The following is a 21,230-nucleotide window of genomic DNA, read 5'->3' as shown; positions in this document are numbered from 1 at the left end:
CTCCGCCGGTCGAAGAGCCACCGGCTCCCGCGCTAGATGACAGCCCCGACAAATCCACCGAAAGCCGGCAGGTCGAGCCCGCCGTCGCCGGCGGGAGCGGGGACGGAGCCAGGAGCGTCGATCCCCCTGACCCCGAGCCCGTCGGGCAGGCCGACGACGATCGGGCCGCCAGTCATGTTGAAGGCGCAAAGTAACGTCTCGCCATCTGCCGTGCGGGTGAACATCAGCACCCCCTCCGGCGCGTCGAGCGTCTTGATCGTCCCCTTCACCAGCGCCTTGTGCTCCTTCCGGAGCTTCAGCGTCGCCCGGTAGTGGTGCAGCAGCGAGTCGTTCTGCTTTTCCTGCAGGTCCGGCGCCTTCAGCAGGTGATCGCCCGGCACCGGCAGCCACGCCCGCGGCGCGGTCGAGAAGCCACCCAGATGTGCCGACGATTGCCACACCATCGGCGTGCGGCATCCGTCGCGGCCCTTGAACTGCGGCCAGAACTCGATGCCGTAGGGGTCCACCAGGTCCTCGAACGACAACTCCGCCTCGGTCAGCCCCAGTTCCTCGCCCTGGTACAGGCACACCGAGCCGCGCATCGTCAGCAGCATCGTTGCCGTCAGCTTGCCGAACGCCTCGCGATCGCCATGGCTCATCCACCGGCTCACATGCCGCACCACGTCGTGGTTAGAGAACGCGAGGCAGATCCAGCCTTCCGGCGCGTCCTTCTCGGTCAGGTCGATCGACTTCCTGAAATGCCCGGCGTCGAACGCCCCGCCCAGATAGTCGAACGTGTAGGCCATGTGCAGCTTGTCGGTGCCCGACGTGTACTGCGCCATCACCTCGAGCTGGTGCTGGCTGTCCCCGATCTCGCCCACCGAAGTCCGGCCTGGATACTCGTCGAGCAGCGCACGGATGCGGGTGAGGAACTCGAGGTTCTCGGGCCGGCTCTTGTCGTAGAGGTGTTCCTGGAAATTGTAAGGGTTCACCGCGGGTGCCGTGGACGCGTTGAAATCCTCCGGTTTCACCACCGGATTCGACTCGAGCCCCAGCGAGGCGAAATAGAAGTTCACCGTGTCGAGCCGGAACCCATCCACCCCGCGCTCCAGCCAGAACCGCATGTCGCCGAGCACCGCGTCCTGCACATCCGCGTTGTGGAAGTTGAGGTCCGGCTGCGAGGTGAGGAAGTTGTGCATGTAGTACTGCATGCGCCGGCTGTCCCAGGTCCAGGCCGAGCCGCCGAAGATCGAGAGCCAGTTGTTGGGCGGCGTGCCGTCCGGGTTCGGATCGGCCCACACATACCAGTCGTGCCGCGGATTGGTCCGGTTCTGCCGGCTCTCGGCGAACCACGGATGCTTGTCCGAGGTGTGCGAGATCACCTGGTCGATGATCACCTTCAGCCCGCGCGAATGTGCCTTCTCCAGCAGCCGGTCGAAATCCCCGAGCGTGCCGAAGATCGGATCGACATCGCGGTAGTTGGAGACGTCGTAGCCAAAGTCCTTCATCGGCGAGGTGAAGAACGGGCTAAGCCAGATCGCATCCACCCCGAGATCGGCAACATAGTCCAGCCGCTCGGTGATCCCCACCAGGTCGCCAACCCCATCGCCGTTATGGTCCTGAAACGAGCGCGGATAGATCTGATAGATCACCGCCCCACGCCACCAATCCCTGTCGAGCGGCTGGTCGGGCACGGACTTCTGCTCCGTCATCGGCGGAACGGCCATCATCGGCGGCACAACGCTCATGGGTTACTCCTGGGTGGGCGGCGGGTGCGCAACGTGTGGCGCGGGGCGCGGGGCGGAGTCAATCGCGCGGATATGCGCAGCGGCCCTGCGCAAACCTCAAAACGAAAGGGCGGCCCATGCGGACCGCCCTCCCGTTCGTGACCTTTGGGAAAAGGTCGGATGTCGTTGCGTGGACTTAGAAGTCCATGCCACCCATGCCGCCCATGCCGCCGCCGCCCGGCATCGCCGGAGCCGCGTCCTTCGGCACTTCGGCGATCATCGCCTCGGTGGTGATCAGCAGCGAAGCAACCGAAGCCGCGTCCTGGAGGGCCGTGCGAACCACCTTCACCGGGTCGACCACGCCCATGGCAACCATGTCGCCATATTCGCCGGTCTGGGCGTTGTAGCCAAAGTTCGGGTTGGTGCTTTCGAGGATCTTGCCGACCACGACCGAGCCTTCATCGCCAGCATTGTTGGCGATCTGACGGACTGGCTCCTGGAGAGCGCGACGGACGAGAGCAATACCGGCCTGCTGGTCGGAATTCGCACCCTTGGCAGTGATGGCGTTCGAAGCGCGCAGCAGCGCGACGCCGCCGCCCGGCACGATGCCTTCTTCAACCGCGGCGCGGGTCGCGTTCAGCGCGTCGTCGACGCGGTCCTTGCGCTCCTTGACCTCGATTTCGGTCGAACCGCCGACCTTGATCACCGCAACACCGCCGGCGAGCTTGGCCAGACGTTCCTGCAGCTTTTCCTTGTCGTAGTCCGAAGTGGTCTCTTCGATCTGCGCCTTGATCTGGGCCACGCGGCCTTCGATGTCGGACTTCTGACCGGAGCCGTCGACGATCGTGGTGTTCTCCTTGGAGATTTCCACGCGCTTGGCAGTGCCGAGCATGTCGAGAGTGACGTTCTCGAGCTTGATGCCGAGATCTTCCGAGATCACCTGGCCGCCGGTGAGGACGGCGATGTCTTCGAGCATGGCCTTGCGGCGATCGCCGAACCCCGGAGCCTTGACGGCAGCGACCTTGAGGCCGCCACGGAGGCGGTTCACGACGAGCGTGGCCAGGGCCTCACCCTCGATGTCCTCGGCAACGATCAGCAGCGGACGCTGCGACTGCACCACGGCTTCGAGGATCGGCAGCATGGCCTGCAGGTTCGAGAGCTTCTTCTCGTGCAGCAGGATCACCGGATCCTCGAGCACCGCAACCATCTTCTCGGCATTGGTGACGAAGTACGGCGAGAGGTACCCGCGGTCGAACTGCATGCCCTCGACGACGTCGAGTTCAGTCTCGGCGGTCTTGGCTTCCTCGACGGTGATGACACCCTCGTTGCCGACCTTCTGCATCGCATTGGCAATCATCTCGCCGATGGCGGTTTCGCCGTTGGCGGAGATGGTGCCGACCTGCGCGACTTCGGCGTTCGAAGAAATGGTCTTCTTGGCCTTGCCGAGGTTGTCGACGACTTCCAGCACGGCCAGATCGATGCCGCGCTTCAGGTCCATCGGGTTCATGCCGGCAGCGACGAGCTTGACGCCCTCGTTGACGATGGCCTGGGCCAGCACGGTCGCGGTGGTGGTGCCGTCACCGGCAATGTCGTTGGTCTTCGAGGCAACAGCGCGCACCATCTGGGCGCCCATGTTCTCGAACTTGTCCTCGAGCTCGATTTCCTTGGCAACGGTGACGCCGTCCTTGGTGATGCGCGGGGCACCGAACGACTTGTCGATCACGACGTTACGGCCCTTCGGACCGAGCGTGACCTTCACTGCATTGGCGAGGATGTTGACGCCGCGGACCATCTTGTCGCGGGCATCGGTGGAGAACTTTACGTCTTTCGCAGCCATTGGAGGCGCTCCTTACGAGTTGAAAAGGGAGTGGTCGAAACCGGCGAAGCGCCTGGTTACGAGATCACGCCCATGATGTCGGATTCCTTCATGATCAGAAGGTCCTTGCCGTCGAGCTTCACCTCGGTGCCGCTCCACTTGCCGAACAGGATTCGGTCGCCGGCCTTGACGTCCAGCGCCACGACCTTGCCGCTCTCGTCACGGGCGCCGGGGCCGACGGCCTCGACGATACCCTCGGAGGGCTTTTCCTTGGCGGTATCGGGGATGATGATGCCGCCAGCCGATTTCTCTTCGCTGTCGACGCGCCGGACGACCACGCGGTCGTGCAGGGGACGGAAAGCCATTTTTGCTCCTATCAGCCTCTAAATGATTTCGCACCTGTTAGCACTCGTGATCGAGGAGTGCTAACGGCTGGGTGGGGATATAGGAGGGGCCCCGAAACGAGTCAAGGACGAGCGCAGCCATACGCTGGCGATGTGGCGACTATGCGACGAGCGCATGAAACAGGAGGCTTGCCGATGCGTTTGGGTGCGGACAGAAACCGTAAACCCGACCGATGGTAAGTTGCAAAGCGCCCGGCTTGGCGGTACCTGAGGCTGAAATTACCCCGGAGCAGACGTGACCGTCGTCCAATTCGATAGCCATACCCGCAAATCCCCGGAAGCCTGGATCGCCCCGCAACTGGCCGTCATCGTGCCCAGCTACAACGAGCGCGAGAACATCGCGCTGCTGTACGAGAAGGTCACTGCGGCGCTCGGCTCCATACCGTTCGAGTTCATCGTCGTCGACGACAACTCGCCCGACGGCACCCATGACCTGGTACGAGACATGGCGCGTCGGCACCCCAACGTGCGCGGCATCCATCGGCTCGGGCGGCGCGGCCTGAGCTCGGCCGTCATCGAGGGCATCCTCGCAAGTGCTGCGCCGTATTTCGCCGTCATCGACGCTGACCTCCAGCACGACGAGCGCATCCTGCCGCAGATGCTGGAGAAGGCCATTGCCGGCGACCACATCGTCGTCGGAACCCGGTATGACGGCCAGGGCAGCGTCGGTGAGGGACTTTCCAAGACTCGCGAGGCCGGCAGCCGCTTCGCCACCAAGCTCTCGAACGTCTTGACCGGCGAAACGCTCAGCGACCCGATGAGCGGCTTCTTCCTGATGCGCCGCGAGGTGTTCGACGAGGTGGCCCCTGCGCTCAGCGACGACGGATTCAAGATTCTGCTCGATATCATCGTCTCGGCGGGCCGGTTCCACGCTCTCCATGGCAAGCAGCTCAGGATAGGCGAGGTGCCCTATACCTTCCGCCCGCGCCATGCCGGCGAGAGCAAGATGAGCCCGATCATCGTCGTCCAGTTCCTGGGCCTGATCGTTTCGAAGCTCACCCGCGGCCTGTTGCCCACCAGCTTCCTGCTCTTCGGCCTCGTCGGCGGCTTCGGCGTCATCGTCCACATGGGGACGCTGTGGCTGACACACGAGCGGCTGGGTTTCAATTTCGTCTGGGCGCAGACGGCCGCGACCATCCTCGCCATGACCTTCAACTTCGTGCTCAACAACGAGCTGACCTACGCCAGCAAGAAGCTGCGCGGCTGGCGCTATCTCACCGGCATGCTGACCTTCTACGCCGTCTGTTCCATCGGCGCTCTGGCCAACGTCTCCGTCGCCAGCTGGATCTATGCCTATGACGGCTCGTTCTACCTCGCGGGCCTGCTCGGCGTGCTGATGAGCGTGGTCTTCAACTACTCTGTTACAAAGGTGTTCACATGGCGGTAAGCGCTGAACTCGAAATCAAGCTCCGCCGCACCGGTGGCGTCGGCCCCAATACCAAATGGACGTGGGAACTGATCGGCGCCGACGGCAAGGTGGCAAAGACCGGCACCGCGCTCGGCGAAGAGCACAAGGCCTTCGCAACCGCCAAGAAGTTCCGGGACAAGCTGACGAAGGCTTGAGGCGGGCTAAGCCGCGCCCTTCTTGCCTTCCAGTTCCGCCCACGCTTGTCGCTTGCGGTAGATCGTCGAGGGGCTGAGTTCGAGCGCCTGGGCGGCCAGCGCGATGTTGCCGCCGAAATTCTCGATCGCTTCCTCGATGATCCGCTGCTCCTGCTGCCACATCGGCAGCACGGTCTGGCGACGCGGCAACAGCGCTGGCTGCTGCTGAGGGGTGGCTACCGGCCCGTCGAGGTCGGCCTGCGCGAGCATCTCGGCGTCGATCTCGCCGCCGTCGAACATCACGACCAGCCGGTGGATCAGCGTTTCGAGCTGCCGCACGTTGCCCGGCCACTCCTGGGCCATCAACTGCGCCGCCGCCTCCGTCGTGAAGCCGGCGAAGCTCTTGCGCTCCTCGGCCGCGAAGCGGTCGAGGAAGTGTCGCGCCAGCACGGCGACATCCGATGCGCGCTGTCGCAATGGCGGCAGGTGGATCGGCAGAACGTGCAGCCGGTAGAACAGGTCCTCGCGGAACTTGCGCTCGGCGATCAGCTGCATCGGGTTGCGATGCGTGGCACAGATCAGCCTTACGTCCAGCCGGCGCACGCCGCTTTCGCCCAGCCGGCTGATCGTGCCGGTCTGCAGGAACCGCATCAGCTTGCCCTGGAGACTGAGGTCGATCTCGCCGATCTCGTCGAGGAACAATGTCCCGCCATCGGCGAGCTCCGCCGCGCCCTTGTGCTCGTCCGCGCCGGCCATGGCGCCACCGACTACGCCGAACAGCTCGGCTTCCATCATGTCCTGCGGGATAGCCGCGCAATCGACTGCAACGAAACGCCGGTGTGCACGGCTGCTGCGTTCATGCAGCGCTTCGGCGCAAAGGTCCTTGCCGGTGCCGCTCTCGCCCGTGATGAACACCGGAGCGGCTGAGTCGGCCACCCGCTCGATCTGCTCGTACACCACCTGCATCTGCGTCGAGGCGCCGACGAACCCGCCATAGCGTCCCGTCCGCTCGGCGCCGCGCGGATCGAGCGACAGCGCGTGCGTCTTGCCGTGCCGCTGCGCCAGCTCGCCCACCCGCGCTGCAAAGGCGCGCCCGCCGAGCGGCCGCGCAATATGATCATGGGCGCCAGCCCTGAGCGCCGACAGCGTCGCGCTCACCGAAGCCCCGTCCGACAGCGCGATCACCAGCGCGCCCTGCGACAGCCGCACCAGGCGCGTTACCGCCTCCTCGGCTTCCGCCGACAGGTCGTCGAGGCTCATCAGGTCGACCAGCAGCACATCGTAGCGTTCGGCGCGCAGCCGATCCGCCGCCTGCCGTCCGTTGCGGGCTTCGGCAATAGCCGGCGCCACCACGAGGCAGCCATTCAGCGTTTCGATCAATGCGCTGCAACCCGCCGCGTCGCGATCGACGAGCAGAATGCGGGCGGCAGTTTCCTGGCCGAAGCCGGGAGCGGGCATGGCGACAAGTCCTCGGGCACGTGGCTGTGCTGAATGGAGTGTTGACGAACTGGGTAAATAAAGCGTTCCAGGCGATCGGTGCGAAAACGCGCCAAAGCGCGTGGTTAGCCACACCTGCCTCTCTCCCGCGCCTTTCAGCGCCACGCGCCCGATGCTATGACGGGATGCGTCGAATTGTGTTGGCCATCCTGGGAGCCTGAGCGTACGTGCAAGGCCTCGTCTACATTTTCATCGCGCTGGCCACGCTCGGCGTAGCGGCCGCGGCGTATTTCGGGCTGACCTTTTCGCCCATCGAAGCCTTCGTCACCGCCATGGCCTTCGGCGCCATCGCCGTCGTGCTGATGGAACGTCGCCTGCGCCAGCGCTCCGAAGCGCGGCTTGAGCGCGCCGTCGAGGACCTGGCGCGCCTGCTCTCCACTGACGCCAAGGCCGGGCAAGTGCTGAGCCAGCGCGTCAACGCCATCGCCGACACCAATGCCGGCAACCGCCTTGATGGCATCGAAGCCGATATCTCGGTGCTCGGCACCGTCACCCGCCAGCTCGCCGAGGCGCTCGCCGAGTTCGAGGAAGCCCGCCGCGCCGATGGCGGTTCGGTCCGCGGCGCCTTGGTCGAGGAGCCGCCGCCGGCTGATGACGACATCTTCCTCGATCCGCTGATCCCCGAGGCCGAACTTCGCGCAGCGCTCGATGCCAACCGCCTGGTGTTCCACATCGAGCCGATCGTCATCCTGCCGGCCCGCAAGCCACTCGGCTACGACCTCGTGCCGCGCCTGATGCAGGACGCCGGGGGCCTCGCCGATGCCCCCGATTTCATGCCGCGCCGCGGCGGCGAGGACCTGATCCGCCGTATCGAGGCAATGGCGCTCGAGGAAGCCGTCACCATCGCACGCCGCGCCAAGACCGCCGGCCAGCCGATCCGGCTGTTCCTGCCGCTCAGCCGTGCCACCATCCTCGACAAGAAGGCGCTGGAGCAGGTCACCGCGACGCTGGTCGCCAACCAGGCCATCACCTCGTCGCTGAACTTCGCCATCCGCCAGACCGAATGGAAGCCGCTCGGCCCGTCGGAGAAGCGCGCGCTCTACGAGTTCAGGAAGGCCGGCGCCGGGTTCGTGCTCACCGATGCCACCTCGCTGCGCTTCGACTTCGCCGAGCTCGAGGGCCTCGGCTTCGGCTCGGTCCGCTTCGATGCCACCCGCTTCCTCGGCCAGCCGCAGACCTTCACCGATTTCCACACCGCCGACATCGCGCCCTACGCCAAGCGCTTCGAAATCGAGCTCTGCGGCACCGGGGTGATCGACGAGCAGCAGTTGCTCAGCCTGTTCGAAGATGGCATCAGCCTGGTGCAGGGCCCCCACATCGGCCGGCCCGGCCCGGTGCGCCCCGACCTCGTGGTCGAGCGCCCGCGCGATGCCGGGCGCCGCGTCGAGGCGCAAGCCTAACAGACTGGATCTACAATGCAGGCACTTGATGGACTGAGCGAGATCGCCCCTCGCTACGATGTGGTGTTGAGCGACATCTGGGGCGTCGTGCACAACGGCGTCGCTGCCCATCCTACGGCCGTTGAGGCGTTGGTGAACTACCGCCGTGGCGGAGGCCGTGTCGTCCTCATCAGCAACGCCCCGCGCCCCTCCGGCCCCATCATCGAGATGATGGATGGCTTCGGCGTCTCGCACGAAGCCTATGACGACGTGGTGACCTCCGGCGACGCCACCCGCGTCATCCTCAAGGGCTATCGCGGCAAGACCGTCCACTATGTCGGCCCACCCAAGGAGAACGACAGCCTGTTCGAGGGTCTCGACATCACCATCGGCGCCGCGGAGTCGGCGAAAGCCGTGGTCGTCACCGACCTCGACACCGACGACGACACGCCGGACATGTACAATGATCGCATTACCCTCTGGCTCAGCCGCAACCTGCCGCTGATCGCCGCCAATCCCGACCGGGTGGTGGAACACGGCGACCGGCTCATCTATTGCGGCGGCGCCCTGGCCGATCTCTACGAGGCCCGCGGCGGCATGATCGTCATGGTCGGCAAGCCCTACAAGCCGATCTACTCCGAAGCGCTGCGCCTCGCGGAGAAAGCAGCCGGCCAGCCGGTTGACCGCTCCCGCATCCTCGCCATCGGCGACTCGGTCCGCACCGACGCCATCGGCGCCGCCGGGGCAGGGCTCGACCTCCTGTTCATCACCGGCTCGATCCACGCCGCCGAACTCGACGCCTTCGGCAACCCCGATTCCGAAGCTATCCGCCGCCTCGTCGAACCGAGCGGCGCCACTGTCGCCGGGTTTATGCCGCGGCTGAGCTGGTAGCTTGTTGCGCGGGCGCTACACCTGCAGTGCAAATCGTCGCAAGTATGTGAGGTCGGTGATGTTTTCGGCTGCCGGCCATCTGCAAAATCACCCGCGGCTGTATTACTCTGCGCCAGTTGATCTTCTGCGGGGCGGCACGGGTATGAAGAATCTGCTTTTGGCTGGCGCGGTCTGCGCCCTGGTCCCCACGGGCGCGCTGGCGTTCGACCTGGGCGGTAGCACCGGAACGGACACCTGGGACCGGACCTATGTCGGCGCCCAGTTTGGCATCGCCGGCCTGAATTCCGATTGGGCGATCGACAACTTCGTATTCGATGTCGAAGACGTTTCGCTCACGGACAGCTGCCTTGTCCTCGGAGTGTTCGCCGGCCATGACATCCAGATGGATGGTTACGTGCTCGGTGCCGAAGCCGACTTCAACTTCCTCGATTGCAACGACAGTGCCACGTTCATCAGCGACGGCGAGGGCCTGACGGTTTCGGCGTCCGTCGATGCCTTGGGCAGCCTTCGCGGTCGTATCGGTATCCCTGTCGACAATCTGCTGTTCTACGCCACGGCAGGTCTCGCGGTCGGCACCGCGACCGTGGGCTATGTCTTTGACTCCGATATCCTGCCCGACAGCAGCGGTGAGCACCAGCTGAAGCTTGGTCTCGTGGCCGGTGCCGGCGTCGAAGCCATGCTCACCGACAAGGTTGGTGTCCGCCTGCAGGGCCTCTACTACAACTTCGGTTCGCACACCTTCACCGGGTCGTTTGCGAGCTACGAGGCGGACGCCTCGGCCTTCACGTTGACGGCGGGCGTCACCTGGAAGTTCTGATCGTCGAAGCGGGCAGCGGGACGCCTTGCGCCTCCCCTGCCTGGTCCGGCAGCGCATCGGTCGAAACCTGATGTCATCGCGCTCAGACGCCCATTGGGCCGCGGTCTACCAACCGGCGCCTCGCCTCGGTCCGCCGCTGTTCGTCGACGATTCGATCGCCGCCGCGTACCAGGACGCCATCGTCGGGCACACCGCGAGGGGCCTGTTGCTGGGGGCAACGCCCCAGCTGGCTGATTTCGCCGAGGACGTCACTGCCGTCGAGCGCAACCCCAGCGTCATCGCCTCCCGCTGGCCCGGAGACACCCCACACCGCCGGGCACTTTGCGCCGACTGGCGCGTCATGTCCTTTCCGCCTGCCTCATTCACCACCTGCATTGGCGACGGGAGCCTCAACTCGCTGCCCTCGCTCGCGGCGGTCACGGCGGTCCTCGATCGCGTCGCCGGCTTCGTCGTGCCGGGCGCGCGCATGGTGTTCCGCACCTATCGCACCCCTGACGATTGCGAGACCGTGGCTGCGGTCTTCGAAGCGGCCCGCGCTCGTCAGATCATTTCGTTCGGCGCGCTGAAGTGGCGGCTGGCCATGGCCTTGGCGCACGAACGTGGCGATCCGGTCATGCCTGTCGCCACCATCCGTGATCGTTTCGAACGAGAGGTGCCGGATCGCACGCGATTCGTGGCCGAAACCGGCATCTCCCGGCAGGATATCGACACCATCGATATCTATCGCGGCTCCGCCGAAACCTATTGCTTTCCCACGGGTGGCGAGCTGCTGTCCGCGCTGCCGGCATCCGTCCGCTTCGTCGCATTTGCCGCCTCGGGCAGCTATGAATTGGCCGGGCGCTGCCCGCTCGCGGTTCTGGAGCGCGTATGAAACCCACACTCTTGCCGCTGCGCAGCGCCGTCGAGGGCCTGTCGTGGCCGCCAGTACAGGTCGGTCCAGCCGCCTCTATCGCCGCATTGGTCTCCTGGCTCGACGCCAGCCAGTGGCTGTCACCCGATGGCCTCGCGAGCCGCGCGCGGCAGCAACTGGCCAGCCTTGCGCAACACTGCCAGCAGGCATCACCGGCCTTCGCGCGCCGGCTTGCCGCCGCCGGGTTGACCGCAGCCGATCTCGGAAGTCCAGGTGGGCTGCAGCGGCTGCCGCCGATTACGCGACGGGACGTCCAGTTGGCTGGCAGCTCGTTCTACTGCACCGATATCCCCAAGACCCACATGCCCATCGGCGAGTCGAGTACCTCCGGCTCGACGGGCGAACCGGTCGTCATCCGCCGCACCTCGATCAGCAACCTGATGTGGATGGCGCAGGGTGCGCGTGACCACCTCTGGCACGGCCGCGACATGCTCGCGCCGTTTGCAAGCATACGCGCCAACCTGCCAGCGGTGGCCCGGCTCAAGGATTGGGGGCCGCCGCACAATCTGTTGTTCACGACCGGGCCGGGGCTCGGCATGCCGATTTCCCTGTCGTTATTGAAGCAAGCCGCCGAGCTGCGCGCCTTTCGCCCCGGCACGCTCCTCAGCTACCCCAACAATCTCGACGTGCTGATTGACGCGCTAGCAGAGGGTGGCAAACCCTGGCCCGAACTGAAGCATCTCCAGACCATCGGCGAGACCCTGTCGCCCCGCATTCGTGACAAGGCGCGCGCCTATTTCAGCCTCGAGATCGACGATCTCTACTCCGCCCAGGAAGTCGGCATCATCGCGGTGCAGTGTCCGGATTGCCGGCAGTACCACGTCGTTGCGGAGACCGTTGTCGTCGAGGTCGTCGATGCCGACGGCAAGCCGTGCCGGCCCGGTGAGATCGGCCGCGTCCTCGTGACCGACCTCACCAACTTCGCCACGCCGGTTATTCGCTACGACATCGGCGACTACGCCGAGGCTGGCGGACCCGCCACCTGCGGGCGCGGCCTCCCAACCCTGCGTCGTATCGTCGGTCGCGATCGCAACCTCATCGTCATGCCCGACGGCACGCGCCGCTGGCCACTGACCGGCTATCATCGCTTCCCTGAAGTCGGCCCCATTCTGCAGTTCCAGTTCATCCAGGTGGATCGCGACACCATCGAGGCCCACCTCGTCACCGGCCGTCCCTTCGATAGCAGGGACGAAAGCGCCTTCCGTGACATTGTCCTCGAAGCGCTGGGCCATCCGTTCGAGCTGTCGGTTCATTATCACGACGGCGCCTTGCGCCGTGGTCCCAATGGCAAGTTCGAGGATTTCGTGTGTCGCGTGGTGGTCTAGGACGCTTTCAGGAAAGCTGCCGACTTTCCGGCTCGAAAGCGCGCGCAATCAAAGACCTGCATACCAGCCTCCAACCTTAGCCGCCTTGCAACCCATCCGGTTTCTTGCCATATCGCCATCACTTTCAGGGCGGGTACGAATTTGAGCGGCTTCATCAGGCTCGCTGGCCTCGACCAGGTTCCGGCGTCGCTCCGCGGCGCCATGGTCGCGATCGGCAATTTCGACGGCTGCCATCGCGGTCACCAGCACGTGTTCCGGGCAATGAAGGCTCGCGCCGCAGCGCTTGGCGTGCCGGCGCTCGTGCTCACTTTCGAGCCTCACCCGCGCGACGTCTTCGCGCCGGCCCCATTCATGTTCCGCCTGACCTATGCCGACCAGAAGGCCGAGATCGCCCAGGCGCTCGGGCTCGATGGCATCGTGGTGATGCCGTTCTCGCTCGAGTTCTCGCACATCGAGGCCGAGGATTTCGTCACCCGCTTCCTCGTCGGAGCGCTTGGTGTGCGCGGTGTCTCGGTCGGCGCCGATTTCCACTTCGGCTACAAGCGCCAGGGCACCCCGGATTTCCTCCGCGATGCGGGCGTCCGCCACGGCTTCGAGGTCGAAATCCTCGACATGCTCGATGAAGGCGACGACCACATCTCGTCCTCCCGTATCCGTGCGTTGCTCGGCGAGGGCGATGTCGCCGCCGCCGCACAGCTGCTCGGCTACCACTGGTTCCTCTCTGGCGAAGTGGTGAAGGGCGACCAGCGGGGCAGGGAACTCGGCTTCCCCACCGCCAATGTCGCGAGCCCCACCGGCTTCGGCCTCTTGCAGGGCGTTTACGCCGTCCGCGCCAAACTCGGCAACCGCCTGCTCGATGGCGTCGCCAGCTACGGCAAGCCGATGTTCAACAACGAGCGGCCACCGTTCGAGACCTGGATCTTCGATTTCGACGAGGACATCTACGGCCAGACGCTGGAAGTCGCGCTCCTCGGCAGTGTTCGCGGCCAGGTAAAGTTCGCCGGTCTCGACGAACTGATCGCCGCGGTGAACAACGACGCCGCCCAGGCACGGCATCTACTGCAAGCGACGCTGCCGGTGTCGGAGCTGGACGAGAAGCTCGGGTTCTTTCGCTAGGCGCTAGCATCGAGGCTGTGGCCACCCCCACCCTCAGTCCCTCCCCACAAGGGGGAGGGAGGCGCAAGAACCGATGCCTCAGTCGTCTCCCTCCCCCTTGTGGGGAGGGATCAAGGGTGGGGGTGGCCCACGCTCCGCTGCTGGCATTTGCACTGGCACCCTGCGTCCCCGCTTGCTAAAAGCCCGCAGCTTCCAAGGTACCTTCCGATGAACGATACTGCGACCAGCGGCGCCGAGACCGACTATTCCGCGACGCTTTTCCTGCCCGAAACCGAGTTTCCGATGCGCGCCGGGCTGCCCGCCCGCGAGCCCGAGTGGCTGAAGCGCTGGGAAGACATGGACATTTACGCCCGCCAGCGCGCCGCCGCTCAGGGCAAGCCCCTGTTCACGCTGCACGACGGCCCGCCCTACGCCAACGGCAACATCCACATCGGCCACGCGCTCAACAAGATCCTCAAGGACCTCGTTTCGCGTTCGAAGACCATGCTCGGCTACAACTCCGCCTATGTGCCGGGCTGGGACTGCCACGGCCTGCCCATCGAGTGGAAGGTCGAGGAGCAGTATCGCGCCAAGGGCAAGAACAAGGACGACGTCGAGATCAACGAGTTCCGCAACGAGTGCCGGAGCTTCGCGCAGTACTGGGTCGATACCCAGCGCGAGGAGTTCAAGCGGCTCGGCGTGGTCGGCGACTGGTCCAACCCCTACCTCACCATGAGCTTCGATGCCGAAGCGCAGATCGCTCGCGAACTGATGAAGGTCGCCGCTTCCGGCCAGCTCTATCGTGGTTCGAAGCCCGTCATGTGGTCGGTGGTCGAGCGCACCGCGCTGGCCGAGGCTGAGATCGAGTATCAGGACTACGAGAGCGACGCGATCTGGGTGAAGTTCCCGATCCACTCGGCCAACGGCGCCTTCGGCACCGGCTCGTTCGAGGATTTCGGCTCATCCTACGTCGTCATCTGGACCACCACCCCGTGGACCATCCCAGCCAACCGCGCCATCAGCTTTTCATCGAAGATCAGCTACGGCCTCTACGAGGTCACCGGCGCGCCCGAAGGCAACTGGGCCTCGAAGGGCGAGAAATACGTCCTCGCCGACAAGCTTGCCGAAGAGACACTGCAGAAGGCCAAGGTCGATACCTTCATCCGTCTGCACGATGTGGATTGCTCCAAGATCGTCTCCTGCTCGCACCCGCTGCGCGGGCTCGGCGGCGGGTACGATTTCGAAGTGCCGTTGCTCGATGGCGAACACGTCACCGACGACACCGGCACCGGGTTCGTGCACACCGCGCCGGGCCACGGCCTTGACGACTTCGGCATCTGGATGGATTCCGGCCGCAAGCTCGCCGAGCACGGCATCGACACCACCATCCCCTATGTCGTCGACGACGCCGGCTTCTACACCGCCGCCGCGCCCGGCTTCGATGGCGCCCGCGTCATCGATGATACCGGCAAGAAGGGCGACGCCAACAACCGCGTCATCGCCGCTCTCGCCGAGCGCAACGCCATGGTCGCGCGCGGCCGGGTGAAGCATCAGTATCCGCATTCCTGGCGTTCGAAGAAGCCGATCATCTTCCGCAACACCCCGCAGTGGTTCGTCTACATGGACCGCCCGTATGCGGCAGAAAAGATCGCGACGCTGAAGCTGTTCTCGGACCATCCGGAGCGGGTGAAGGTCCAGCCGGGCGATACCGTCCGCAGCATCGCCCTCACTGCGATCGAGAACACCAAGTTCTACCCGCAGGCCGGGCAGAACCGCCTCCGCTCGATGATCGCCGATCGCCCCGATTGGGTGCTTAGCCGCCAGCGCGCCTGGGGCGTGCCGATCGCCGTCTTCTACAACGAGAAAACGGACACCATCCTCGTCGACGAAATGGTGAACCAGCGTATCGGCCTCGCCTTCGATGAGGAGGGCGCCGACGCCTGGTTCAAGCCGGGCGCCAAGGAGCGTTTTCTCGGCAATGCCGTGCCCGATCCCGACAACTGGACCAAGGTCGACGACATCCTCGACGTCTGGTTCGAGTCCGGCACCACGCACTCCTGGGTGCTGCGCAACTCGCAGAAGTGGCCGGACATGCAGTTCCCGGCCGGCATGTATCTTGAGGGCTCCGACCAGCACCGCGGCTGGTTCCACTCCTCGCTGCTCGAAAGCAGCGCCACCAACGGCTACGCCCCCTATGCGAGCGTGCTGACACACGGCTTCACCCTCGATGGCGAGGGCAAGAAGATGTCGAAATCGCTGGGCAACACCACCGCCCCGCAGGACGTCATCAAGCAGTACGGCGCCGATATCCTCCGCCTCTGGGTGGCCCAGTCCGACTATTCGGACGACCTGCGCATCGGCAAGGAGATCATCAACTCCACCGTCGACAACTATAGGAAGCTCCGCAACTCGATCCGCTGGCTAATTGGCAACCTCGCCCATCGCAAGGCCGACGAGACCGTCGACTACCGCGACATGCCCGAACTCGAGCAGTTGATCCTGAGTAAGCTGAAGGACCTCGATGTGCTCGTCCGCGAGTCCTACGAGAGCTACGACTACAAGCGCATCGTGGCTGCGCTGTCGAACTTCATGAACATCGACCTCTCGGCGTTCTACTTCGACATCCGCAAGGATGCGCTCTACTGCGACCCGATCTCTTCGGTCCGCCGCCGCGCCAGCCTCACCGTGCTCGATCACGTCTTCGATGCGCTCACGGCTTGGCTCGCCCCGATCCTGGTGTTCACCATGGAAGAGGCGTGGCTGGAGCGTCACCCGGGCGCCGACTCGTCGGTGCACCTCAGGCAGTTCCCGAACCTCCCGGCCGAGTGGACCGACGCAAAGCTCGACGAGAAGTGGGAGGCGATCCGCGAAGTCCGCAAGGTCGTCACCGGCGCCCTCGAAATCCAGCGCCGCGACAAGGTGATCGGCGCCTCCCTCGAAGCAGCGCCCAAGGTGTACATCACCGACGACAAGCTCGCCGCCGCCGTCCGCGGTACCGACATGGCCGAAATCTCCATCACCTCGGACATTGAAGTGATCGAGGGCGAGGGCCCGTCCGACGCGTTCCGTCTCGATGAAGTTCGTGGTGTTGCGGTGGTATTCGAGAAGGCCGAGGGCCGGCGCTGTGCACGCTCCTGGCGGATCTTGCCGGAGGTTGGGTCTGACGCGGAATACCCGGACCTCAGCCTGCGCGACGCGCAGGCGATGCGCGAACTGAAGGCGGCGGGGCTCTGAGCTTGGCACCGACCTCACAGTCGGATTGCCTTCTCCCCTTGTGGGAGAAGGTGGCCGAAGGCCGGATGAGGGGTCCCGCAACCAAGGGTTGCGCGATCGGAGCGAAGCGACGGGCGACAGCGTGCGCGGAGAGATACCCCTCATCCGCCCTGCGGGCACCTTCTCCCACAAGGGGAGAAGGCAACAGAGGCTCCCCATGCTAACCCGCCCCCACCTCCTCCTCTCGCTCCTTGCCGGCGTCGCCGCCTTCGCCCTCGATCGTGGCCACAAGTTCCTGCAGGTCAGCTCCGATTGCGTCGGCGCCGCTTCCACCGTCTGCATCGAGCATCTCGGCTTCTTCACGCCCACCGCGCCGTTCGGCTGGCGCGGCGGCGAGATCGTCCCCGTAACCAGCTTCTTCGACTACGTGCTGGTCTGGAACACCGGCGTCTCCTACGGCCTGCTCGGCGATCTGCCGGTCTGGGCGCTCGGCGCTGTTGCGGTGGTGGCCATCGTCGCGCTGTTCGTCTGGTGGTCGCGCACCTCCGACGTCCTCGTCCGCTATGGCCTGATGCTGGCCATCGGCGGCGCGGTGTCCAACGCGCTCGATCGGGTGCTTTACGGCGCCGTTGCGGATTTCTTTCACTTTCATTGGCAGGATTGGTCGTTCTACATCTTCAATATCGCCGACGTGGCGATCACATTGGGGGTGTTGCTGCTACTCCTCGACTTCGTCGGGATCGGCCGCAGGAAGCCTGCCTGAACGCAAAGGCGCCTCAATCTGGCCTTAGGGCCCGGTTGCGTGGGCAACGAAAGCGATAGCAATTCCGAGCGAATTGTTCGTGGGCCTATGATGGTCTATAAGGCCCGCGCGGGGCGCGCACGGGCCGGGGAAAAGGGAAGTTTCATGCTGAGTGATTTGACCGGGCGGCGGCCCACTTTCAAAGCCGTGACCCGGGGCGGATTGCTGACCGTTGGGCTGGTGCTCGGCCTCGGCCTGAGCGCCTGCACCACGACCGAAGGCACCAATGCCCTCAGCGACGTCGGCACCTTCGAGCGCGAAGTGCTGACCGAGACCATGAAGGGCATGGGCGTGATGGAGCGCGAGGAGAAGCCGGAGAACGCGGAACGCCGCGGCCCGCTGGTCCTGCCCAAGTCCGCCGCACTGCCGCCGCCGGAGACGGAAAGCAAGACCGCCGAGCTGCTGCCCCAGGACTCGAGCAACGTCCAGATCGACACCTCCAACCTCTCGGAGGCCGACCTGAAGCGGCTGCGTAACGCCCGCGTCGTCGACCTGCGCACCCTCAACGGGCGCCCGCTCACCGACGTCGAAGCCAAGCAGCTGACTGCCCGCATGACCGCGGCCAAGCTGAAGGGCGGCCCGCGTCCGCTCTATCTGCCGCCGGAAGAATACTACACCACGGTCAAGGGGCAGGACCTGGTGTGTCTCGCCCCCAACGGCGACCTCGTGCCGCTCACTGACAAGTCGTGCCCGCCGGAAGTCCGCAAGGCCCTGACCGCGCAGGCTAATTAGCCGGTAGGGGACGTCTCGAAGAGACTGACCCTACCCCCTCAACTCGAAAGATGCGCCGCCCGTAACGGGTCCCGCAGGAGTTATCATATGTCGAATGTTTCAGCCGTCCCGACGGACGGCGACCGCTTGGCCAAGGTCATCGCGCGGTCAGGTCTGTGTTCCCGCCGCGATGCCGAGGGCTGGATCAAGGACGGTCGAGTGACCGTCAACGGCAAGAAGGTCCTCACCCCGGCCTTCAACGTTTCCGAAAAAGACAAGATCAAGGTCGATGGCGAGCCGCTGGCCGCCCGCCAGGGCACCCGCGTCTGGCTCTACCACAAGCCCGCCGGCCTCGTGGTCACCGAGAAGGACCCGGAAGGCCGCCCCACTGTCTTCGAGGCGCTGGAAGAAAAAGACCTGCCGCGCGTCGTCTCCATCGGCCGGCTCGATATCAACACCGAAGGCCTACTGCTGGTCACCAATGATGGTGGGCTGAAGCGCGTGCTCGAGCTGCCGGCCACCGGCTGGCTCCGCCGCTACCGCGTCCGCGCCTTCGGCTCCGTCACCCAGGCGCAGCTCGATACGCTGAAGGACGGCATCGAGATCGAAGGCATCCAGTATGGCCCGATCGAGGCCATCCTCGAGCGCGCCCAGGGCTCCAACAGCTGGCTGGTCCTGAGCCTGCGCGAAGGCAAGAACCGCGAGGTCAAGAACGTCCTCGGTGCGCTCGGCCTCCAGGTCAACCGCCTGATCCGCGTCAGCTACGGCCCGTTCCAGCTCGGCGACCTGCCCGAGGGCGAAGTCGAGGTCGTGGCCGCACGCGTGCTGCGCGAGCAGCTCGGAAAGCGCCTCGCTGCCGAGGCCAACACCGATTTCGAGAGCGAAATGCCGGAGACGGCGCCGAAGAAGAAGCCAGCCACCAATCCCAAGCTCCGCGCCGCCGCCCCTGGCAAAGCGCTGCCCAAGGATTCGCCGCACAAGTCGCGCGAGAACAAGTTCCGCTTCGAGGACGACCAGACCGAGGCTGCGGCTGCGGCTGCCTTCGCCGAACGTCCGCGCCAGGATCGCCCTGGCCGCTTCGACAAGCGCCCGGTCAAGGCCCCGAGCCGGCCGCGTGAGGTCGATCCGCGTGATATCCGCACCATCCATTTCGAGGATGGCCGCGAAGCCGAAATTCATGTCAAACCGCCGCGCCGCGAAGGCCCGGCAGGCGAAGCTCGCAAGGGCTGGAACGACCCCGAGGACAGCTCGGCCAAGAACTTCGGCCGCCCCGCCCACCACGAGGATCGCCCGGCCCGCGCCCCGCGCCCCGAGGGCAGTGATCGCCCGAAACGCGCCTACGGTGACAAGCCGGCTGGCAAGCGCCCGTACGGCGACAAGCCGCGCGGCGACGGCGACCGTCCCGCCCGTGCTTACGGCGACAAGTCCCGTTCGGCCCGCCCGGCTGGCGACCGTCCCTACGGCGATAAGAAGCCCTACGCTCCGCGTGGTGATGGTCCTGTCCGTTCCTACGAGGGCAAGAAGCCCTACGCCCCCCGCACCGACGCCAGCGACCGTCCGGCCCGCGCCTATGGCGACAAGCCACGCAGCTTTGGTGACAAGAAGCCGTACTCGCCCCGCGGCGATGCCGGCCCCCGTTCGTACGGTGACAAAAAGCCCTCCGGCGCCCGTCCGCCCCGCGGCGATCGCTCTTTTGGCGATCGTCCGCGCGACGGCGCCGACCGTCCCCCCCGCGCCGAGGAGCGCCCCTACGCACCGCGCAACTCGACGCCCCGCGAGCGCACCAGCAGCCGCCCGCTGGGCGACAAGAAGCCCTACGCGGCGCGTGGCGATGCTGCCCCGCGTTCGTTCGGCGACAAGAAACCCTACGGCACCCGTCCGCCCCGCGAAGGTGGCGACCGTCCGGCCCGCTCGTACGGCGACAAGCCGCGCAGCTTCGGTGACAAGAAGCCGTACTCCGGCAAGCCCGGCGGCGGTGGCGGTAAGCCGCCCTACGCCGGCAAGCCGTCCGGTGGCCGTCCGTCCGGCGGGCGCCCGTCAGGCGGTGCTGGTCGCCCCCAAGGCGGCGCTGGCCGTCCTTCGGGTGACCGTCCCCGTGGACCCAAGAAGCCGCGCGAGTAGGCGATGCGCATCGTCGCCGGCAAGTTTCGCGGCAAGGCGCTGCTGTCGCCGTCTGACGACAGCATCCGCCCCACTTCGGACCGGGCCCGCGAATCGGTGTTCAACATCCTCGCGAGCCGCATCGGCGTGCACCTCGACGGCCTTAAGGTCCTCGACCTCTTCGCCGGCACCGGCGCGCTGGGCCTCGAAGCCCTCTCCCGCGGCGCCTCGGGCGCGGTATTCGTCGACACCGGTGCCGAGTCGCGCGGCCTGATCCGCGACCACATCGAAGCCTTCGGCATCGCCGGCATCGCCAAGCTCCTCCGCCGCGACGCCACCGCGCTTGGCCCCGCTGGCACCATGGGCCCCTTCGACCTGGTCTTCCTGGACCCGCCCTACGCCAAGGGGCTGGGCGAGCAGGCGCTGATTTCACTGCGCGACGGCAACTGGCTCGCCAAGGACGTGACGATCGTGCTGGAGGAGAGCTCCGAGGTCGAACTCGCGCTGCCCGAGGGCTTCACCATCGAGGATCGCCGCGAGTATGGTGCGGCCGCGGTGCATTTCATCCGCGCGCACTGAGGCGAGCCATGCAGTTCCGCGCCGTCGTCATCCCCTCTGGCAACGCCACCGCCGTCGAAATCCCCGACGCGGTGATGCAGTCGCTCGGCCCCGAGGCGCGCCCGCCGGTGGTGATCACCATCAACGGCTACAGCTGGCGCAGCCGGGTGGCGATCAAGAACGGCCAGCGCCTCGTCGGCATCAGCGCCGCCCACCGCGAGGCCGCCGGCATCGCCGAGGGCCAGGCGATCGACCTCGACATCAGCCTCGATACCGCCCCGCGCGAAGTCGAGGAGCCCGACGACCTCAAGTCCGCCCTCGACGCCAACCCATCCGCCCGCGCCGCCTTCGACAAGCTGCCGTTCGGCCTCAAGGCCAAGCATGTCCGCGATATCGAAGCGGCGACGAAGCCGGAAGTCCGTGCCCGCCGCGTCGCCAAGCTGGTCGAAACGCTGGGTGCCTGA

Annotated in this window: 18 protein-coding genes; 14 read left to right on the top strand and 4 right to left on the bottom strand. The window is 65.8% G+C overall.

Annotation, left to right across the window (positions count from 1 at the left end; all coding sequences use genetic code 11):
• Positions 1-32: 32 nt before the first annotated feature.
• The 3 genes from bglA to AC1DV8_RS17230 all read right to left on the bottom strand — a co-directional run bounded on the left by bglA (position 33) and on the right by AC1DV8_RS17230 (position 3,887).
• Positions 33-1,691 carry a beta-galactosidase BglA gene (gene bglA, locus AC1DV8_RS17240; RefSeq protein WP_477158351.1) on the bottom strand — a complete coding sequence of 553 codons (1,659 nt, stop codon included), beginning with the start codon at positions 1,689-1,691 and terminating at the stop codon, positions 33-35.
• A 211-nt stretch (positions 1,692-1,902) separates the two neighbouring features.
• Positions 1,903-3,543 (bottom strand): chaperonin GroEL, encoded by a 1,641-nt coding sequence (gene groL / locus AC1DV8_RS17235; protein ID WP_477150535.1) that lies wholly within the window; start codon positions 3,541-3,543, stop codon positions 1,903-1,905.
• Positions 3,544-3,599: 56 nt separating this feature from the next.
• Positions 3,600-3,887, bottom strand: coding sequence for a co-chaperone GroES (locus AC1DV8_RS17230; RefSeq protein ID WP_055884854.1), 288 nt, complete (start codon positions 3,885-3,887; stop codon positions 3,600-3,602).
• Between the two features lie 274 nt (positions 3,888-4,161).
• On the opposite strand from AC1DV8_RS17230, the gene AC1DV8_RS17225 reads away from it, so the two are divergent.
• Both AC1DV8_RS17225 and AC1DV8_RS17220 read left to right on the top strand, forming a co-directional pair.
• Positions 4,162-5,313, top strand: coding sequence for a glycosyltransferase (locus tag AC1DV8_RS17225; RefSeq protein ID WP_477158289.1), 1,152 nt, complete (start codon positions 4,162-4,164; stop codon positions 5,311-5,313).
• A complete protein-coding gene (locus AC1DV8_RS17220) occupies positions 5,304-5,489 on the top strand; it encodes a hypothetical protein (protein ID WP_477150537.1) in 186 nt (61 codons plus the stop codon). The genes AC1DV8_RS17225 and AC1DV8_RS17220 overlap by 10 nt, the downstream gene beginning before the upstream one ends.
• Positions 5,490-5,495: 6 nt before the next feature.
• Here the strand turns inward: AC1DV8_RS17220 and AC1DV8_RS17215 are convergent, their stop codons facing one another.
• Entirely contained in the window at positions 5,496-6,926 is a 1,431-nt protein-coding gene (locus AC1DV8_RS17215) for a sigma-54-dependent transcriptional regulator (RefSeq protein WP_477150538.1), read from the bottom strand.
• Between the two features lie 206 nt (positions 6,927-7,132).
• Between AC1DV8_RS17215 and AC1DV8_RS17210 the strand changes: the two genes are divergently transcribed.
• The 12 genes from AC1DV8_RS17210 to AC1DV8_RS17155 all read left to right on the top strand — a co-directional run bounded on the left by AC1DV8_RS17210 (position 7,133) and on the right by AC1DV8_RS17155 (position 21,230).
• Positions 7,133-8,365, top strand: coding sequence for an EAL domain-containing protein (locus AC1DV8_RS17210; RefSeq protein ID WP_477150539.1), 1,233 nt, complete (start codon positions 7,133-7,135; stop codon positions 8,363-8,365).
• 15 nt (positions 8,366-8,380) lie between these two features.
• The gene (locus AC1DV8_RS17205) at positions 8,381-9,235 is read left to right on the top strand and encodes a TIGR01459 family HAD-type hydrolase (protein WP_477158288.1); all 855 of its coding nucleotides are present in this window, start codon (positions 8,381-8,383) and stop codon (positions 9,233-9,235) included.
• A gap of 142 nt (positions 9,236-9,377) precedes the next feature.
• Positions 9,378-10,052 carry an outer membrane protein gene (locus AC1DV8_RS17200; RefSeq protein WP_477158287.1) on the top strand — a complete coding sequence of 225 codons (675 nt, stop codon included), beginning with the start codon at positions 9,378-9,380 and terminating at the stop codon, positions 10,050-10,052.
• Between the two features lie 25 nt (positions 10,053-10,077).
• Positions 10,078-10,923 (top strand): class I SAM-dependent methyltransferase, encoded by an 846-nt coding sequence (locus tag AC1DV8_RS17195; protein ID WP_477158286.1) that lies wholly within the window; start codon positions 10,078-10,080, stop codon positions 10,921-10,923.
• An 11-nt stretch (positions 10,924-10,934) separates the two neighbouring features.
• Positions 10,935-12,287, top strand: coding sequence for a phenylacetate--CoA ligase family protein (locus AC1DV8_RS17190; RefSeq protein WP_477158285.1), 1,353 nt, complete (start codon positions 10,935-10,937; stop codon positions 12,285-12,287).
• Between the two features lie 141 nt (positions 12,288-12,428).
• Positions 12,429-13,403: a bifunctional riboflavin kinase/FAD synthetase gene (locus tag AC1DV8_RS17185; protein ID WP_477150541.1), complete on the top strand. Its 975-nt coding sequence runs from the start codon at positions 12,429-12,431 to the stop codon at positions 13,401-13,403.
• Positions 13,404-13,610: 207 nt separating this feature from the next.
• Positions 13,611-16,616, top strand: a complete 3,006-nt coding sequence (gene ileS, locus AC1DV8_RS17180; RefSeq protein WP_477158284.1) for an isoleucine--tRNA ligase — start codon at positions 13,611-13,613, stop codon at positions 16,614-16,616.
• A gap of 196 nt (positions 16,617-16,812) precedes the next feature.
• Positions 16,813-17,358 (top strand): signal peptidase II, encoded by a 546-nt coding sequence (lspA, locus tag AC1DV8_RS17175; RefSeq protein ID WP_477150543.1) that lies wholly within the window; start codon positions 16,813-16,815, stop codon positions 17,356-17,358.
• Positions 17,359-17,502: 144 nt separating this feature from the next.
• Positions 17,503-18,129, top strand: a complete 627-nt coding sequence (locus tag AC1DV8_RS17170; protein WP_477158283.1) for a hypothetical protein — start codon at positions 17,503-17,505, stop codon at positions 18,127-18,129.
• 87 nt (positions 18,130-18,216) lie between these two features.
• Complete coding sequence (locus AC1DV8_RS17165; RefSeq protein WP_477158282.1) at positions 18,217-20,229, top strand: pseudouridine synthase; 2,013 nt, start codon at positions 18,217-18,219, stop codon at positions 20,227-20,229.
• A gap of 3 nt (positions 20,230-20,232) precedes the next feature.
• Positions 20,233-20,787, top strand: a complete 555-nt coding sequence (gene rsmD / locus AC1DV8_RS17160) for a 16S rRNA (guanine(966)-N(2))-methyltransferase RsmD (protein WP_477158281.1) — start codon at positions 20,233-20,235, stop codon at positions 20,785-20,787.
• Positions 20,788-20,795: 8 nt separating this feature from the next.
• Positions 20,796-21,230 (top strand): YdeI/OmpD-associated family protein, encoded by a 435-nt coding sequence (locus AC1DV8_RS17155; protein ID WP_477158280.1) that lies wholly within the window; start codon positions 20,796-20,798, stop codon positions 21,228-21,230.

Source organism: Devosia sp. P3_B2 (assembly GCF_056402875.1).
Note: the sequence above shows the minus strand (reverse complement) of the source record. Positions and strands in the feature narration are given on the sequence as shown.

Excerpts from the sequence above, each read along its gene's own strand:
- bglA (WP_477158351.1), bottom strand. The coding sequence starts at position 1,691 with ATGACGGAGCAGAAGTCCGTGCCCGACCAGCCGCTCGACAGGGATTGG.
- groL (WP_477150535.1), bottom strand. The coding sequence starts at position 3,543 with ATGGCTGCGAAAGACGTAAAGTTCTCCACCGATGCCCGCGACAAGATG.
- AC1DV8_RS17230 (WP_055884854.1), bottom strand. The coding sequence starts at position 3,887 with ATGGCTTTCCGTCCCCTGCACGACCGCGTGGTCGTCCGGCGCGTCGAC.
- AC1DV8_RS17220 (WP_477150537.1), top strand. The coding sequence starts at position 5,304 with ATGGCGGTAAGCGCTGAACTCGAAATCAAGCTCCGCCGCACCGGTGGC.
- AC1DV8_RS17215 (WP_477150538.1), bottom strand. The coding sequence starts at position 6,926 with ATGCCCGCTCCCGGCTTCGGCCAGGAAACTGCCGCCCGCATTCTGCTC.
- AC1DV8_RS17205 (WP_477158288.1), top strand. The coding sequence starts at position 8,381 with ATGCAGGCACTTGATGGACTGAGCGAGATCGCCCCTCGCTACGATGTG.
- AC1DV8_RS17200 (WP_477158287.1), top strand. The coding sequence starts at position 9,378 with ATGAAGAATCTGCTTTTGGCTGGCGCGGTCTGCGCCCTGGTCCCCACG.
- ileS (WP_477158284.1), top strand. The coding sequence starts at position 13,611 with ATGAACGATACTGCGACCAGCGGCGCCGAGACCGACTATTCCGCGACG.
- lspA (WP_477150543.1), top strand. The coding sequence starts at position 16,813 with ATGCTAACCCGCCCCCACCTCCTCCTCTCGCTCCTTGCCGGCGTCGCC.
- AC1DV8_RS17170 (WP_477158283.1), top strand. The coding sequence starts at position 17,503 with ATGCTGAGTGATTTGACCGGGCGGCGGCCCACTTTCAAAGCCGTGACC.
- AC1DV8_RS17165 (WP_477158282.1), top strand. The coding sequence starts at position 18,217 with ATGTCGAATGTTTCAGCCGTCCCGACGGACGGCGACCGCTTGGCCAAG.
- rsmD (WP_477158281.1), top strand. The coding sequence starts at position 20,233 with ATGCGCATCGTCGCCGGCAAGTTTCGCGGCAAGGCGCTGCTGTCGCCG.
- AC1DV8_RS17155 (WP_477158280.1), top strand. The coding sequence starts at position 20,796 with ATGCAGTTCCGCGCCGTCGTCATCCCCTCTGGCAACGCCACCGCCGTC.